At 39.2% G+C, this 17,501-nt stretch carries 17 protein-coding genes; 7 read left to right on the forward strand and 10 right to left on the reverse strand.

Annotated elements, in window-relative coordinates; genetic code table 11:
• Positions 1–431: 431 nt before the first annotated feature.
• A complete protein-coding gene (locus tag HMJ38_RS08280; RefSeq protein ID WP_194973915.1) occupies positions 432–839 on the forward strand; it encodes a PEGA domain-containing protein in 408 nt (135 codons plus the stop codon).
• 12 nt (positions 840–851) lie between these two features.
• Here HMJ38_RS08280 and HMJ38_RS08285 read toward each other — a convergent pair whose 3' ends face one another.
• Entirely contained in the window at positions 852–1,337 is a 486-nt protein-coding gene (locus tag HMJ38_RS08285) for a thermonuclease family protein (protein WP_194973916.1), read from the reverse strand.
• A gap of 299 nt (positions 1,338–1,636) precedes the next feature.
• On the reverse strand, positions 1,637–2,539 hold the full coding sequence (locus HMJ38_RS08290) for a cation diffusion facilitator family transporter (RefSeq protein ID WP_194973917.1): 903 nt from the start codon (positions 2,537–2,539) through the stop codon (positions 1,637–1,639).
• A 353-nt stretch (positions 2,540–2,892) separates the two neighbouring features.
• Between HMJ38_RS08290 and HMJ38_RS08295 the strand changes: the two genes are divergently transcribed.
• Genes HMJ38_RS08295 through HMJ38_RS08310 form a run of 4 tightly spaced genes read left to right on the forward strand, consistent with a single transcriptional unit; the run spans position 2,893 to position 8,579 of the window.
• Positions 2,893–4,122: a glycosyltransferase family protein gene (locus HMJ38_RS08295; RefSeq protein WP_194973918.1), complete on the forward strand. Its 1,230-nt coding sequence runs from the start codon at positions 2,893–2,895 to the stop codon at positions 4,120–4,122.
• A complete protein-coding gene (glf, locus tag HMJ38_RS08300) occupies positions 4,046–5,173 on the forward strand; it encodes a UDP-galactopyranose mutase (RefSeq protein ID WP_194973919.1) in 1,128 nt (375 codons plus the stop codon). Before HMJ38_RS08295 ends, glf begins: the two co-directional genes overlap by 77 nt.
• Positions 5,174–5,217: 44 nt before the next feature.
• Entirely contained in the window at positions 5,218–7,356 is a 2,139-nt protein-coding gene (locus HMJ38_RS08305) for a family 1 glycosylhydrolase (RefSeq protein WP_194973920.1), read from the forward strand.
• 14 nt (positions 7,357–7,370) lie between these two features.
• A complete protein-coding gene (locus tag HMJ38_RS08310; RefSeq protein ID WP_194973921.1) occupies positions 7,371–8,579 on the forward strand; it encodes a family 1 glycosylhydrolase in 1,209 nt (402 codons plus the stop codon).
• Here HMJ38_RS08310 and HMJ38_RS08315 read toward each other — a convergent pair whose 3' ends face one another.
• Positions 8,580–8,783, reverse strand: a complete 204-nt coding sequence (locus HMJ38_RS08315) for a hypothetical protein (protein WP_194973922.1) — start codon at positions 8,781–8,783, stop codon at positions 8,580–8,582.
• Positions 8,784–9,104: 321 nt separating this feature from the next.
• Here HMJ38_RS08315 and HMJ38_RS08320 point away from each other — a divergent pair, with 321 nt between their 5' ends.
• Together HMJ38_RS08320 and HMJ38_RS08325 are read left to right on the forward strand one after the other, a co-directional pair.
• Positions 9,105–10,496 (forward strand): MATE family efflux transporter, encoded by a 1,392-nt coding sequence (locus HMJ38_RS08320; RefSeq protein WP_194973923.1) that lies wholly within the window; start codon positions 9,105–9,107, stop codon positions 10,494–10,496.
• A 335-nt stretch (positions 10,497–10,831) separates the two neighbouring features.
• The gene (locus HMJ38_RS08325; protein WP_194973924.1) at positions 10,832–11,815 is read left to right on the forward strand and encodes a phytanoyl-CoA dioxygenase family protein; all 984 of its coding nucleotides are present in this window, start codon (positions 10,832–10,834) and stop codon (positions 11,813–11,815) included.
• A gap of 482 nt (positions 11,816–12,297) precedes the next feature.
• On the opposite strand, the gene brnA is transcribed toward HMJ38_RS08325, so the two are convergent.
• The 7 genes from brnA to HMJ38_RS08360 form a co-directional block, all read right to left on the reverse strand.
• Entirely contained in the window at positions 12,298–12,534 is a 237-nt protein-coding gene (gene brnA, locus HMJ38_RS08330; protein ID WP_194973925.1) for a type II toxin-antitoxin system BrnA family antitoxin, read from the reverse strand.
• The gene (locus HMJ38_RS25775) at positions 12,506–12,628 is read right to left on the reverse strand and encodes a hypothetical protein (RefSeq protein ID WP_394355060.1); all 123 of its coding nucleotides are present in this window, start codon (positions 12,626–12,628) and stop codon (positions 12,506–12,508) included. Before HMJ38_RS25775 ends, brnA begins: the two co-directional genes overlap by 29 nt.
• Before the next feature lie 509 nt (positions 12,629–13,137).
• Positions 13,138–13,905, reverse strand: a complete 768-nt coding sequence (locus tag HMJ38_RS08340; RefSeq protein WP_194973926.1) for an ABC transporter permease subunit — start codon at positions 13,903–13,905, stop codon at positions 13,138–13,140.
• Positions 13,898–14,641 (reverse strand): ABC transporter ATP-binding protein, encoded by a 744-nt coding sequence (locus tag HMJ38_RS08345; RefSeq protein ID WP_194973927.1) that lies wholly within the window; start codon positions 14,639–14,641, stop codon positions 13,898–13,900. Before HMJ38_RS08345 ends, HMJ38_RS08340 begins: the two co-directional genes overlap by 8 nt.
• Positions 14,616–15,857 (reverse strand): nitrous oxide reductase family maturation protein NosD, encoded by a 1,242-nt coding sequence (locus HMJ38_RS08350; RefSeq protein WP_194973928.1) that lies wholly within the window; start codon positions 15,855–15,857, stop codon positions 14,616–14,618. Before HMJ38_RS08350 ends, HMJ38_RS08345 begins: the two co-directional genes overlap by 26 nt.
• A gap of 315 nt (positions 15,858–16,172) precedes the next feature.
• Positions 16,173–16,604, reverse strand: a complete 432-nt coding sequence (locus HMJ38_RS08355; protein ID WP_194973929.1) for a nitrous oxide reductase accessory protein NosL — start codon at positions 16,602–16,604, stop codon at positions 16,173–16,175.
• A 280-nt stretch (positions 16,605–16,884) separates the two neighbouring features.
• The gene (locus tag HMJ38_RS08360; RefSeq protein WP_194973930.1) at positions 16,885–17,454 is read right to left on the reverse strand and encodes a hypothetical protein; all 570 of its coding nucleotides are present in this window, start codon (positions 17,452–17,454) and stop codon (positions 16,885–16,887) included.
• Positions 17,455–17,501 lie beyond the last annotated feature (47 nt).

Here is a 17,501-nt window from a genome sequence, read left to right on the forward strand (position 1 = left end):
GAATCTATTACAGTACTTTGCCTTGTCACCTCGACGTCAGGAGAGGTCTGCAGCCCACCTTGATGTCACAACCTTTTCTGTAAATGCCAATTTTCATAACTACCAATGACGTAAAACCAGGGATGTCACTCTGATGAAGAGATGCCTACCCAGTCCCGATAGCGGGATTCGTGGAGCCTCAACCCGAAGGCTTGTTTCCTTCCGTTCCTGTTGAAATAAGGGTCTGGCAGTACCTCCTTTTGGATGACGCCAGCCTGCCAAAAACAGGAGTAAACTCTTGTCATTCCTTTTCTGAACATTTTAAGAATGTTAGGGATTCGCAATGATGAAAAATCTACCTTTTTTGATCTAATTTTTTCACAAAAATATACCAGATTATTCAAATAGGCAGAAATAATATTTAGTTTTGTATTCACCTATTGATACCCATCATGAAAAGAAATTCACAATTAATTCAGGCCTTTGCAATCATATTGTCAGCTACCATATTTTTAGCGGGATGTGGCAGTACCACGATGATTCAGTCCAGACCGGATAATGCCAAGGTCTATTTGAATGGAGAGTATATGGGGACTACACCCTATGCCCATAGAGATACCAAAATAGTGAGCAGTACAACCATCGTAACTTTGGAAAAAGAAGGTTATCAGCCTTTCAACACATCATTTTCAAGAGATGAGGAATTGGATGTGGGAGCATTGATCGGAGGTCTTTTTCTTTTGTTTCCTTTTTTATGGATCATGAAATATAAGCCTTTCAGGACTTATGAAATGAAGCCTGATGCAGAATATCAGGAGAATGAAATCCCTGAAGTACCAATTGAAGTATCCCACAATTAATTGGATTTGGGATTATGGTATTGACCATAATCCCCGCTTTTGCTTTCTGGCATCCTTTTGAAGCTTAACAAAGAGCTCTGCGTGTTTTACATTTGGTATAACGGTCATAACCATAGCATAGCCATTTTCCACTAAATGTGCATTCAAAAAAGTGCCGTCTTCAAGATAGACGTAGGCCAAAGTTCTTTTGTACCGATCATATTTACCCACATCATATTCCAAACGGATTTTTTGACCATCCAATAGCTTTACCACATAAGCAGCAGCTTCTTTGCCATAATACCCGATATCCTTTTTTCCGGTTCTCCTCGTCTCCGGTGTATCAACACCAATCAATCTGATCTTTTCACGTTCACCTTTGGAATTGGTAATCCAAAATGTGTCCCCATCTACAAACTTGGAGATCTCAACCCATTCATGCTGAGTTTGAGCAGGAAGTTCAAGTAGGGGAAAGGTAAGGAGGAGAAGAAAGAAGTAGACTTTTTGAATTGGGCGCATCGTTTGGAATAAAGGGGCAATATAAGAAGCAGGAATCAAAAGAACCAAGAGGCAAGAATCAAGAGGCGAGAATCAAGAGCCAAGAGTTAAGAGCCAAGCGCCAAGAATGATAAATTCTTAGGAGAAATATTTTACAATATTGAACTATGTGCTCTCCTATGTCACTCCTATCTGGTAAATAATAAGCATACCCTTAAGTAAAAGGAGGATTTTTTCTTGAAGATGTTATTCTCTTAAACATCAAACTGTTAGGTTAAAACCTTTGAGGTCTTTTTTAGACCTCGAAGGTTTTGTAACCTTTAAATCGCCCATTTTCTATCATTGGTAAACGCCACGTTGAGCCACTTTTTAAGTGAAATGGGCTGCATTTGGGCGAGGATTTCTTCCCGAATATTGTCTTGTTCTGAAAGTGTGGGTTGCCAATTGTCAGGTGATACAACAAAGTCAATTTCTATAAATAATTTCGGGCCTGATTTGGATACACGGAGAAAGGATTCTTGAAATTTATACTTTTCCTCTACTCCGGCTACGATCTCTTCACAGAGACCAAAGTATTTATTTTCAGCTTTCATATCCAATACTTCCCGGATCTGTCTGCCCATATTGGTGATGGGAACTTTCAGAAAGTAGCCTGATACCAATACCACCATCATCGGATCCATGTAGGCCTGAAGATATTTGTAATCTGTATACCCTAAACCAAAGGACAAAAGGAATCCTGCAAGAACAGCTAGGCTGAGGTAGGAGTCCATCAGCCATTGCAACGATTCCGCTTCCACTAGTCCGGAGTGGTTGGTCTTTTGTTTCTTTTTGAGAACAAGATAGACTAAAAAACATCCAATTGTTGCGATAAATGCATAGATGACTCCTGATCCTGCATTGACTTCCTGACCTCCGGAGAGCAAAGTCGAAAAACCCGAAAAAAAGGAAAATAGACATAAAATGGTGATGACCAAAAATTTCCCCAAAATGATGATGGGTTCGATCATTTCCTTGCCGTAAGGGAATCGGTCATGATCCTGTTTTTGCATAAATGATGCCGTAACCAAGGAAATTATGGAAAGTCCCACACTGATCAGGGAATAAATACCATCAAACAAAATGATTTTGGAGTTTTCCACTACTCCCCATACCACCGCCAGTAATGCAAAAAATAAAGCTCCATAAACAGAGACTTTTAAAAGCATTTTTTCATTGTTCATAAGTGCTTAGTTTGAATGGTAATAAATATAATGCTTATGGCATCCCGATACAAAACCTTGAATACAAGGTAAATTCTAAAAATAATTCTATAAAGTCTTTTTTTTATTCTTCATTTTAATAAAACGATTGAATGCTATAACTCTTTCTAAATTTTGTATAACACTTTTTCTTTCATTTTTGAAGAAATTTGTATTTCTGCCATCTTACTTTAAACCAAATAAATCAGATTTGAGATCTAAATTCTTTGAATAGGCAAACCAAGAGCGGTATTGTCTAGGCATAAATCTGTGTTGAAATTCATTTATAGTAACGTGCAAATGGCCTAAGATTTAAAATCACTTAATCGTAAACTATGATCATTGAAAAAAACATACCCATGCAACTTGTATGCTTTTCCCATTTGTCTTGGAAATTTGTTTATCAGCGCCCGCAACACCTGTTAAGCCGATTTACAAAGCAGTATGATGTTTATTACATAGAAGAATTTATTTATGATACCGAAGAAGATGGCTACTATATCAATGTAACCAATGAGAATGTTTCTGTCATCGTGCCCCATTTAAACAGTAGCCTTCAAGGACAAAAGCATGAAGCGAAGAGAGTAGAGGTTATCCTTAAAAATCTGTTTAGGCAGCAGTCCATACAATCATACATTTTCTGGTTTTACACACCGATGGCACTTGCTTATACCGAAAGCTTTCATCCAAAAGCCACAGTATATGACTGTATGGATGAATTAAGTGCTTTCAAATTTGCGCCACCTGAGTTGAAAATTTTTGAACAGAAATTATTTAAAAAAGCTGATGTCGTTTTTACGGGTGGCAACAATTTGTACAAGTCAAAAAAAGCACAACATCATAATATTTATTCTTTCCCAAGTAGCATAGATAAAGCACACTTTAAAGCAGCTAGAGCTTTCAAACAGGAAATTTCAGATCAGGCAGCTATACCCCATCCTCGGCTTGGGTTCTATGGGGTAATAGACGAGCGCTTTGATATTGAACTGATAGAGCAGGCAGCGAATGCAAGACCGGACTGGCATTTTGTATTGGTAGGACCGGTTATAAAAATTGATCCCGCCACCCTTCCAAAAAACAAAAACATCCATTATCTCGGCGCTAAAACTTATGAGGAGTTACCTTTTTATCTCAGTGGATGGGATATAGCCTTGATCCCATTTGCCATCAATGAATCTACACGGTATATCAGTCCCACCAAAACACCGGAATACCTCGCAGGGGGCAAGCCGGTGATTTCTACAGCCATTACAGATGTGATAAACCCCTATCATGAATTAGGGTTGGTGCATATAATCCAAAATGCTGAGGACCTTGTGCAGATAGCCACAACAGAATTGAGTAGTACCGACAAGAGTGATTGGTTAACAAAAGTGGATGAATACCTGAGCGCTATTTCTTGGGATGCTACCTGGCAAGGTATGGATGAATTGATGCAGATTGAAATAGACAAGAATCAAAATAAATTAACCGACAAAATCAACAAACATGTACGATTATTTAATAGTGGGGGCAGGACTGGCAGGGTCGGTACTGGCAGAGAGGTTGGCATCAATAGCCAATAAAAAAGTATTATTGATAGACAAGAGAAACCATATCGGTGGCAACACCTTTGATTATTACAACAGTGATGGCATTTTGGTGCATAAATATGGGCCTCATATTTTTCATACCAACAGCAAAGAGGTTTTCGATTATCTTGGTAAATTCACGGAATGGAGACCTTATGAGCACCACGTTTTGGCAAGTGTGGATGGGCAGTTGGTGCCCATACCTATCAATCAAAATACTGTTAATGCTTTGTATGGTTTAAATCTTTCGGGTGAGCAAGTTCAGGAATTTTTTGATGCAAAAGCAGATAAAAAAGACCAAATACTAACCTCTGAAGATGTAGTGGTAAATGTAGTAGGTAAGGAATTGTATGAGAAATTTTTTAAGCATTATACCTTAAAACAATGGGCGCTTGACCCCTCGGAATTGGATGCTTCTGTAACAGCTAGGGTACCTACCCGAACCAATAAAGACAACCGATATTTTACGGATAAATTTCAGGCAATGCCTCTGCGCGGCTATACAAAAATGTTTCATAACTTATTGGATCATCCCAATATCCATATCATGCTCAACACAGATTACAAAGATGTGATGGATGAAATCAATTTTAAAACATTAATTTACTCAGGGCCTATTGATGCCTATTTTGATTATTGTTTTGGTAAGCTGCCTTACCGTTCCATCGATTTTAAAAGCCAAACCATAGACAGTGAAAATTATCAGGCAGTGGGAACAGTAAACTATCCCATGAGCCAAGCCTATACCCGCATTACGGAGTTCAAGCACTTGACAGGGCAAAAGCATGATAAAACTTCCATTGTATATGAGTACCCCACAGCAGATGGCGACCCATATTATCCAATTCCACGCAAAGAAAATACGGAGATATACAATCAGTATAAAACATTGGCTGATTCGGAACCAAATACTTTTTTCACAGGGCGGTTAGGAACTTACAAATACTATAACATGGATCAGGTAGTTGCACAATCGCTAGCCTTGTTTAAAAAATTAAATATTAAAGAGGTGGCGTTTGTAAATGGCAATGGATCCCATAGGTAATGGGTTTATTTTATAGTAGTAAAATAAAAACGAAATAAGTTTCGATGGAAAATCAATACCCTTTTCAAAAACCTGAGATTTGGGGTGGTATAGAGTGTACAATTAATCGTATTCAAAATAACTACCGGGATCAATTGGCGCTATTAGGTCATTATGATAGACCTGATGATGTAAATCACATTGCCCAATTAGGTATAACAGCATTACGTTATCCGGTTTTATGGGAACACCATCAACAAACCTTGGGACAAGTAATCAATTGGGATTGGATAGAAAATCAATTTAATTTAATTAGAGAACTCGACATAGTTCCTATAGCAGGCTTGGTTCATCATGGAAGTGGACCTTCATTTACCAATCTTCTTGACGATCAATTTCCGTATCACCTTGCCAATTATGCCTACCAAGTGGCTTCAAAATTTCCCTACCTGGAATATTACACACCAGTTAATGAGCCACTGACCACTGCCCGTTTTAGCGGACTTTATGGTTTTTGGTATCCCCATGCTGCCAGCGATTTAAGTTTTGCAACCATGCTCATTAACCAAGTTAAGGGCGTGGTACTTGCCATGAAGGCAATTAGAAGAGTAAACCCAGCGGCAAAACTTATTCAAACAGAAGATCTAGCCAAAACCCATAGCACGCCTTTATTAAAATATCAGGCAGATTTTGAAAATAATAGGCGTTGGCTGACCTACGATTTACTCTGCGGAAAAGTAAATAAAGAACACCCACTATACGAATATTTTTTATTTGTAGGCATCCAGGAAAAAGAACTTATTTTTTTTCTGGAAAACATTTGTATTCCAGACATCATAGGACTGAATTATTACATCACATCGGAGAGATACCTTGACGAAAATCTTGCAAAATATCCAAGCAATACCTACGGGGGAAATGGACGACATTGCTATGCAGACACAGAAATGGTAAGGGTTACTGACCGCAAAATTGAAGGATTCAAAGCTTTGGTAAAAGAAACATGGGAGCGATATAAATTGCCGATAGCTATTACTGAAACTCACCTTAGTTGTACACGGGAAGAACAAATGAGGTGGTTTAAGGAAATTTGGAATGAAGCAAATCAATTATCACAACAAGGAATTAATCTAAAAGCAGTTACAGCGTGGTCGCTTTTAGGGGCTTATGATTGGAATAGTTTGTTGACAGAAAGCAATTTTCATTACGAAACAGGCGTATTTGATATTCGTAGTAAAAAATTACGGCCAACCGCTGCCGTAAAATTGATTAAATCATTAAGTGGGAATTTAGATTATCAACATCCTCTTTTGGACCAAAAAGGGTGGTGGCATAATTCCGAACAAATTAATGTACCAACCAATCAATCGCCAATTCTGATAATTGGGCAAAGTGGAACGTTAGGCTCTGCTTTTATTAAAATTTGCAAAGCTAGAAACATTCCATTTATTCCAATTTCAAGAAATGAACTTGACATTTTTGATATGGAAAGTATAAAAAAAGTTTTCAATAAATATCAACCTTGGGCGGTGGTCAACGCAACAGGATATGTAAAAGTAGATGATGCCGAAACTGATACTCAAATTTGTTTCGCTGTAAATTCTACAGCCCCTGCATTGCTTTCTCAAGTTTGCAAATTGTTTGAAATACAATTTTTGACATTTTCATCTGATCTCGTTTTTAATGGTTCGAAAAATAATCCATACACTGAAACAGACCTTGTAAACCCTTTAAATGTGTATGGAGAAAGCAAAGTTGTAGGAGAACATTTAGTATTTACAAACAACCCAAATGCTTTGATTATCAGAACGAGTGCTTTTTTTGGACCTTGGGATAAGAGTAATTTTGCCTATCATATTTTGCAGGCACAACATCAACAAACACCAATTTCTGTTTTGAGTGATGTCGTTGTTTCACCAACATATGTGCCCGACTTGGTAAATACGGCACTAAATTTATTGATAGATGAAGAAAAGGGTATTTGGCATTTGAGTAATCAAGGTAGTTTGACATGGGCAGATTTTGCTTCTGAAATTGCCTTACGAGGAGGAATGGAGCAGAAAAGAATTCAAACAAAAAAATTAATACAAATGAAATGGAAAGCTAACCGGCCCCTTTATAGTGTATTACATAGTGAAAAGGGCATTCAGCTTCCAGCTTTAGAAAATGCTTTGAATCGATTTTTTGAAGAAAAAATTTATTAATAATCTTGAAAAACATGCAAGGAAGTAAATTTATGTTCGCCACGGGGATTGAGAATAGTTATCCCAATATTATGTTGCCGGACGGCACTACCAAGCGGGTGGATGAAATGGAGAAGACCGGTCATTATACCCATTGGGAAAAGGATTTTGAATTGGTGAAAGAAATGGGGATTGAATTTTTGCGCTATGGACCTCCTTACTATAAAACCCATCTAGCACCTGGTAAATATGACTGGTCATTTACAGATATTACTTTTAACCGTCTCAAAGAAATGGATATTACGCCATTGGTTGACCTTTGTCATTTTGGTGTTCCGGATTGGTTGGGAGATTTCCAAAATCCTGAATTTCCCCATCATTTTGCCGAATACGCAAAAGCTTTTGCCACTAGATTTCCTGACCTGCAGTTTTACACTCCGATCAATGAAATATTTATTACTGCGATGTTTTCTGCGCAGTATGGATGGTGGAATGAAAGGCTGAGTTCTGACAGGGCTTTTGTAACTGCATTAAAAAATCTTTCCAAGGCAAATGTCATGGCCATGCATGCCATTTTGAAAATACAGCCGGAAGCTACCTTTATTCAAAGTGAGTCCACCGAATATTTTCATGCTATCGAGCCAAAAGCTTTGCCCCTAGCCCGTTTTCTAAATCAAAAAAGATTTTTATCGCTTGACTTGACCTACGGCTATCCTATCAATGTGACCATGTATGAATATTTATTGCAAAATGGTATGACCAAAAATGAGTACAATTGGTTTGCACAAAATCAGGTTAAAGCGAGGTGCGTCATGGGCAATGATTATTATGTAACGAATGAGCATCTTGTACACCCTGACGGGTCAACCCAAGCCTCAGGGGAGATTTTTGGATACTATGTTTTGACCAGTCAATATTACAAAAGATACAAATTGCCCATCATGCATACCGAAACAAATTTGAAAATGCCTGCAAGCAAAGAATGGTTGTTGAAACAATGGGCCAATCTACATATGCTCAAGCAAGATGGGGTACCTATTATAGGTTTTACTTGGTATAGTTTAACACATCAGGTCGACTGGGACTCTGCACTGAGGAACGATGCAGGAAATATCAATGAGCTTGGCTTATACGACCTTGACCGGAATATCATGCCGGTGGGTGTAGCCTATAAAAATCTGATTGAGGAATGGAAAGATATTCTGTTGGAAGAAAGCTATGGACTTCTATTTCACCACCATTAATTACCTGGTAAAAATGACATCCTTCTTAATGATGTCAGCGGTATAGTGTGAAAATAGGTCATGTGCATTGATATGATCTGGACTTTCTATATCAGTTTCACAAGGCATCTCCTTAAATGGTTGAATAAACGTATTGACAGTAACTTTGATTTGCACGTTTTTTCTAAAGGTCTTTCTTTTCAATCTAATTTTTGAAGTATTCATATTCGTACATTTAAATTTAATGAAACTGTCTTCTTACCAAAGTAAGAAATGGTGTAATTCTACAAAATTGCCATAAAGAGCTATTAAAGGTGTTATACAAATTCTCTTTTTTATTATAAAAAATGAAGGTATTGCCAGTGACTTGATTCAAGCAAAATTTTAAATAGAATTTTTTCCCAACATGAGTCTTGCTAATTGAGATTTTTTCTTACAATTTAGAGATCTTATGAAGGTATAATTTTTCTTCGGCCATTTTGCCTGCATGCGAAAGCTCAAATCGCAGGTTATCTCCAACTCCATTTTTGGATAAATCCTTCATATATGACATTCAAAACATTTATACAACATTTCAAAGCTGCTGTAAGTGGTCTAGAGGACGACTTCACCAATATCAGCATCAAAAAAGCCATATTTTATCTCTCTGTTCCCATGATTTTGGAGATGGTGATGGAATCGCTCTTTGCAGTTGTGGATATTTTCTTTGTAGGTAAATTGGGAGTTTACGCTGTTGCCACAGTAGGTCTTACTGAATCTGTTCTGACAATTATCTATTCCATTGCCATTGGCCTGAGTATGGCAGCAACAGCCATAGTTGCTAGGAGGATCGGGGAGAAAAAGCCTAAAGAGGCCTCTACTGCAGCTTTTCAGGCGATTATTGTGTGTTCTTTTTTTGCGGTAGCAGTAGCAATATTGGGGGTGTATCAAGCCAAAAACATGCTGGCAATTATGGGAGGAGAATCAGATGTCATTGAGTTGGGATATCGCTATACGCAAGTAATATTTGGGGGTAATGTCTGCGTCATGCTGCTTTTTCTCATCAATGGGATTTTCAGAGGAGCCGGTAATGCAGCTGTTGCGATGAGGGCTTTGTGGATAGCCAATGGATTCAATATTGTGCTGGATCCTATTTTGATTTTCGGATTGGGACCTATACCAGCCATGGGGTTGGAAGGTGCGGCTTGGGCCACCACTACAGGACGGGGTATAGGCGTGATTTATCAGTTCTACATCCTCTTTAATGGTAAATCCATTATCAAATTTTATTGGGAAAGCCTGAAGATGAACTGGAAAACCATATGGACTATTCTGAAAGTGGCTTCAGGAGGCATGGGGCAATTCTTGATTGAATCTGCCTCTTGGATATTCCTGATGAGGATTATTTCAGAATCAGGTTCTGTGGCTTTGGCCGGATATACCATTGCAGTGAGGTTGATCATTTTTGCTTTACTTCCTGCTTTTGGTTTATCCAATGCCGCTGCAACCTTGGTTGGCCAAAATCTTGGAGCATTGCAACCCGGGAGGGCTGAAAAATCCGCATGGCTATCGGCACATTATACTGCGATTTTTCTGGGATTTTGCTCGATTATTTTTATAGGTGGAGCAGGGTTCTTTATTGGGATTTTCAATCAGCAACCTGATGTAATTGAAGTTGGAAGATTGGGTCTGACCATCATTTGTTTGGGGTATGTGTTTTTCGGATATGGGATGGTGATGAGTCAGTCTTTGAACGGGGCCGGAGATACCAAGACCCCAACCATCATCAACTTGGCAGTGCTTTGGGGTTTTCAGATTCCATTTGCCTACTTTTTGGCAAAAACATTGGGCATGGGTGCAACAGGCGTATTTGTAGCCATTGCGGTCAGTCATTCGCTTCATGCTGTGGTGAGTACTTTGGTATTTAGAAGGGGGAAGTGGAAGTTGGTGGAGGTGTAGGGTGTACGATGTACCAAGTATCAAGTACCAAGTACCATGTACGAAGTACAATGAGCCAAGAGACAAGATGTGAGGAGCGAGAGCCGAGAGGCGAGATGTGCTGCTGTTCGTTACCGAAGGTTCGGTAGTGGACGACAGATAATTAGGATTCGTAATCCTGGTTTGGGTTAAGATGAAGATTTGAATTACAAATTCCTTTCATCTGACCTCGCGGTTGCAAATCACGAAGAGTGGGTTCCCCGAGAATTTTTGGAGAAATATAAAAGCAGGGATCAATCTCTTTTTTAAAATATCATTATATTGTGATACAACCACTTAGTGCCACTTTGAAAAAGATGGAAACAAAAACAATCAACCCAGCAGACCGGGATAGTCCCAATAAAAACCATAAGGAAATTCCGGGCAACCCATCCACTGCCACTAGCAGCAAAATCCGTTTGAACGATCGCTCCAATGGTAAATCTCTAAGAGTTTTATCGGAAGAGGATTGGCAGTTTTGGATTCACAATGGCTACGTGGTCATTAAAAATGCTGTTCCAAAGGAGCAGGTCTCAAAAACGGCGGCCTTCTTATGGGAATTTGTGGAAAAAGACCCAAACAATCCAAGTACCTGGTATGCCAAACCCCATCAGGAAATGGAGATGAAGGAATTAGTAGGCACAGGAATGGTGGAAGTGTACAACCATCAGGAATTATGGACCAACAGGCAAGTGCCAAAAATTTACGATGCATTTGTGGATATTTGGGGTACAGAAAAACTTTGGGTAACGATTGATAGGGCAAACCTGAATTTTCCGATCAGAGCAGGTCATGAATACAAGGCGTTTATCCATTGGGATTATGACCCTGAAACCAAGCCCCAAAATGTTCAGGGTGTTTTGGCCTTGGCCGATCAGACAGATGAAAATATGGGTGGCTTTCAATGCATTCCTGAATTGTACAGGACTTATGAAACATGGAAGCTCACTCAACCTAAAGACCGAAACCGTTTTCAACCCGATATTTCAGCATTCAAAGATCAAATTGTCAAAGTAAAACTGGAAGCAGGTGATTTACTCATTTTCAACAGTCTGCTTCCCCACGGCATCAGAGCCAATCATTCCGATAAAGTCCGAATAGCCCAATACATTTCCATGATGCCTGCTGAAGAGGATAATGAAGCCCTCAAACAATGGCGCATCAATTCCTGGAAAAACAAAATAGCTCCTTCAGGCTATGCCTTTCCCGGCGATCCAAGAAACTGGGAACAAACCAAGTATGGGGTTGCTGAACTTTCTGATCTAGGGAAGAAGCTGTTGGGGGTGGAGAAATGGGAGTGAAGAGGGTTTATAGGCAAGAGTTTAGAGCCAAGAGTCAAGAGCCAAGAATCAAGAAACAAAGCCTGCCCCGAGTATCGGGGAGTCAAGAGACAAAATCAATAGACCTAAAATTCAAGAATTAAAAACCAATTTGACAAAATGCCGTAGGTATGACCGATGTAATAGCCCGGTAATTTATTGCCGGGTTTATTGGATTAAGTGTTTGTTTCAAAAGTGCCGTAGGCAAGGGCGATATAAAATTTCATGAAAAAGAGCTCTAAATACCAATAAACATTATTTATAACCAGGGTCAGAAACCAATGAAAAAGATGGAAATTAGTTTCTAGCCCCAACTGTTATTCTACAATATTATAGAAATGTCAGTTACCACGACATCGAGGTTTCTTTTTTTATTGCAAAAATCCACTGAAAATAAATTAATAGCATAAATATTTGAATTAACTCAATAGGATGAGTAAAAGGAATTATGTCGTGTGAAAATCTTATGTCTCTTTCAATTTCTCAGAGATGTAAACCTTTATAAGACTTTGGCGGGTAATTCCTAATCGTTGGGCTGCCTTATCCAATTCCTGAACCATCCATTCAGGAAAATCCACACTGACACGTTTGGGCTTTAATCCTGGTTTGCTTGCCTTTTCTAGGTTTAAAAAATCAGACAAATCCTCATTATCCTCAAACTTTTGATCAAACTCAGCCGCTGTAATAGATTGCTTTTTCATTTTCTCTGGATTTTCTTACTGAAATTATTCTTGTCATATCATTTCTGATGGTGAATATTGCCGACCAAATACTATGATTGAATTGGGCAATCAATAAATAGCGTTTTTCATCGATTGTTTTTGCCTCAATAACTACTCCGTTTGGGTCATCCTATAATTGCTTTGCTTGATTAAAATCAATACCATGTTTAATTCTATTTGATTCACTTTTTTGAGGGTCGAATTCAAACATTTCTTAAATTTAAGTCAAACAACAATTGATAGTTTGTCAAAAATAAGTAAAAACGGCTTAATTAACGTTGCTTTTTTGCATGTTTCTTAACTTCAATTATCTATACATTTAAAAAGAATCAAGCAAAAACTCCCCAGCGGATATATGAATTGAACTCTGCTGAATAAGGAAGGAGTTTTATTGATTTTATACGCTGCGGTTGGCAGTCTGAAGACTGCAATGGGGTGGTCCAAGTCTGAAGACTTGAACCAATCCTGTCCGAATGTGGATTAATTCTGTCCATGCCTGCCAAAGGTAGTTAGGTCTGAAGACTTGAACCAATTTGAAGTCTTGAACCATTCTGAGCGAATGTTGTAATTTATTCAATCCCCTCAAAAATCTTTTTTCCTAAATACCCGCATCGCCACTCCCAATGGCCATAACATCCATAGCAGCATCATCGCTGAAGAGAGCAATATTCCCTTGGCAGATCCGAAGAAATTCTGGAAAAAGGCCCCTGTATATCCCATCAAGGCGGAGATGTCCAACTGCATCAGCATAATGATACGCCCAAGGTCAACGGGATTGAAGAAAACTAAGCCCAAGGTGGTTTTTTCCAGCGGGTAGTCAGCGAAACTGTAAATCAGGTACAACACAAATCCATCATAGATCAGCGAGAAATAAATCCAGAAGGATAAGCTGATACCAATGGCCTTAGCTTTGTCCCGGGTAAGTACGGAGGCAAGGAAGGCCAACCCTGCAAAAACCACACTCAGGGCTATCCCTATTCCCAACAAAGTGAGAACAGTACTATCTGCTCCCCATAGTATCATGGGGATGCCAAACCCAATGACAATGGCTGCGCTCAACATGATGACCACCGCCAAAACCTGACTCAAGAAAACATCTCGTCTCTTTACCGGTTGCGCGAGCATCAGCTCGGTAAATTCCAAATTATTGAAAAAGTGTGTGGTAGCAAATACGGCAGCTATCAAGGGGACAATCATCAACATGATATTGAGCAAACTTAAAGAAACCTTGCTCATGTCTTCAGAGACCTGATAGATGGAAACAGCCACCAAAATCATAAAGATGGTATATAGTATCGCAAACCTACTTTTCACAATATCGTAAAGCGAGTATTTCAGTAACTTAAACATGGCTTAAATCAGTTATTTTCTTCTTTTTTTTTAAACTCCATTCCATCAATCTGGCTATGGCTGTTGAGAATTTTTCTTCCCCTGTGATATCCTTTAGGCTGTTAATGGTATCATTGAAAAAGACTTCTCCCTCATTGATATAGATGGCATGGTCAGTCAACTCATCCAATTCACTGAGAATGTGGGAGGTGATCAAGATGAGTTTGCCTGTATCACGTTCTTTCTTGATTTTATTTTTCAAGGTTTCCACCGCCATTGGATCAAGACCTGCGGTGGGTTCATCCAAGATCAGGATTTCAGCCCTGAACATAAAGGCAAGGGCGGCACTCACCTTTTGACGGGTTCCCCCACTTAGGGTGTGCATGGGTTTGTCCATGATTTTGTCTAGGCCAAAAGCTTCTATCAGATCAAGGTCATATTCTTTTATTCCCGGTCTCATGTCCTGCATCATGCTGAAAAGTTGTCCAATACGTATATTGTCAGGGTAGCGACCTATCTGAGGCATGTAACCAATATTGGATCTGTAAGCAAAATTTCCTTTGATGGATTCTCCCTGAACAAACACTTCCCCTGTGTTGGGAATGACCATGCCAAGGATAATTTTGATCAGCGTGGTTTTTCCGGAACCGTTTGGCCCCATCAATGCATAACTTTTGCCTGCATCAAACTCTAGGTTGAAATCTTTCAAAACTTCAAGTTTGCCGAATTTTTTATGGATTTGTTGTGCCGAAATCATAAGGTTTCATTTTAGGGGAGTTGTCAATCATATTTTCAGGAGTAATGGAAGGAATGACTTTTTCCATTCTGTCCAAGAGCGTTACCATAAAACTTCTCCAAAGTATTACAGCTGAGGGTATTTTTTCGACGATGACGCTAAAGAGGCTAATGGGTCGGTATGGGATATCACCGATTTTATCTTTGTCCAAATCATATCCCTCGTATTTATCCCAGTAGTTTTCCTGAAGCTTATTCAGAACCAAACTGCCATTGGTGCTGATGTCGAAAGTATTGGCAAAGAAGTTATTGGCTTCGAAAGTATTTTGATCACAGCTTGCCATCAACTTCAAAGCCCAACCATTATTATTGAAGGAATTGTTTTTGAAGATGGTCCGGCTGCTTCCTTCCATATAAATACCAATGGTGTTCTTGCGGAAGATATTGCCAACAACTTCACTGTCACTGATATCTTTGAGCAGGATGCCATAAGAACTTGGACCTTCATTCTCTTCAAAAATATTTTCTTTCATCAGTACATTTTTGGTATACATAACAGCTACACCTGCACCATTTTTTTTGAAAGTATTTTTGATGTAGCTGTTGTCATGTGAAAACATAAAATGTAGACCATACCTGTTATTTTCTTCTATGAAATTACCCTGACTGACAGTGTTGGTGACAAACTCAAGGTAAATTCCGTCCCGGTGTCCTTTCACATAATTCTTTTCGATATGGGAGTCTTTACATTTCCAGAGGTGGATGCCATTTCCAGTTTGGTATTCTTTTTCTGCTGTCGAAACCAAATGATTATTTGTGATGGTCATGTTGGAGGAGTTCGAAAAATGAAGACCAAAAAAAGTGTTTTCCAATTGCACATTATCCACACTGCAATTTTTCGAATCAAAAAACTTGATCCCAGCAGAATCGTCCATATTTGATTTTCCAGTGTTGATGATTTTGATTCCCTTGAAGTGAATATTTTCACCGGCCACCAAAAATATATTTCCTTTGTCCCGCCCATCGATAATTGGAAATGATTCTCCCAAAATGGTCAATGGTTTTCGGATGATAATTTCATTTTCCTGATAGAGACCTGAACTCAGAAGTAAAGTATCTCCGTCAGAAGCATTATTTACAGCCTCCTTAATGGACTGCCCAGCCCTAAGCCGAATAGTCTCCGCCCCAGATGGAAAAGCCATTAGGACTGTCAGTATCAATGTGAATATTGCTTTCATTTTACTGTGGTTTAATTTTTTGAGAACCAAAGCCTCCCCGAGTATCGGGTAGCCAAGAATCAAGAAGCGAGAACCGAGATGCGAGAGCCAAGAAGCAAGAGCCAAGAATCGAGAGCTGAGATAAATTCCATATTTAACCCATTTCTAATCGATAAACGCCTCAAGAGATGTCGCACGATGGGCTACCCTAATTATAAAGGTTACTAGAAGTGCACCTCCTGCCAAAGGCAGGCAGGCGCAATGACGCCCTTGAATCTTGTCACCCTTCCTCCCTCATCCTTCTTCAATCTAAAATCTACCCTCTACAATCTACCTTCACTTAAACTGCGTCACCAATTCTCCCCAAGCCAAATACACTCCGCCATGCTCTTTTTTATACTTCTTGAGCGTTTCATAATCTGAAAAGGCAATGATATTGCTGGCCATAGGGGTTTTGAAAGCTTCCGATTTGAGGTAAAATGACATCATCGCATCGGAAAGTGATTCCGGTTGATCGTAATCTGTAATCAGGATATGTTTAAGGTCTTGTTCATTGACCTCATCAGAATCCAGAAAGGACATCAGGCAATTGACATCATCAAAGATGTAAATCTTTCCTTTTTGCGTGACCACTTCTGCACCATAATGCGGATCCATCAATTTCATTTTGCAATGATGACAGACATCCTCTCCGTAATTGATAGCTCGTGGGTCAGCACTGCAGCCAAAGAGGAGAGCGATTAGGAGTATGTTTATGAGATGTTTCATTTTTTGAGACATAAGACGTGAGACATAAGATGTGAGATTGGAGAAATAAGAACCGAGATGCGAGAACCGAGATGTTGGTGATAGAAACAAGACCCAAGATGTTAGAGCCAAGAAACAAGATTTGAGATATAGCCTAATTTAATCCCCCCCGATACATACAGAGGCCTAAATCTTCAATCTAAAATCTAAGATCTAAAATCCTTCCTTCATCCCTCATCCTTTCTCCTTCATCTTTTCTGCTTCCCCCATACTTGGTACTTTGTACATGGTACTTCGTACTTCACTTCCTCCTCCATTCAGTTACCACTACTACTATCATTATCAATGCCGATACAGTTATAATCCAACCTCCTATATCAGGCCCAGAGTATGAAAGGAAATTCAACAGCTGCTTATATCCGATCAATGGTGGCTGATAGGCCATTCCGGGGACTTTTATAGCTGCGGTGGGATCCAGATTATGTCCATAATCATATCCCCATATATACATATCTACGAGTACTCCAATTCCCATTAGGACAATAAGTCCGAAGAAGGAATATACCATCCATTTTTTTGCAATGATCGCAGATAAAATGCCAAACCCAATGATGGCTCCAAATACATAAATGAGGTAAGTGAATTCAGGAAACATTTCTACCCCTATATGTTTCATTCCTATGTAATGGTTGACTCCATTGATGATATCCACATCACCACTGAGCTTGTCAATCCATATTTTCATATTCAAGCCTTCAGGATATTGTGGTGCCCAAAGACTGATTTGCCAAAGTGGTGTGAAGTAGGCTGAGACCATTAATAGGGCAGCTATTAACACCAAAACTCTGTTTATGGGAAGGAGATTCTTCATGTTGATTTTAGTAAACCGCCAGCATTTTTGCTGGCGGTATTTGGATG

The organism is Aquiflexum lacus, from assembly GCF_015476655.1.
GTDB classification, from domain to species: domain Bacteria; phylum Bacteroidota; class Bacteroidia; order Cytophagales; family Cyclobacteriaceae; genus Aquiflexum; species Aquiflexum lacus.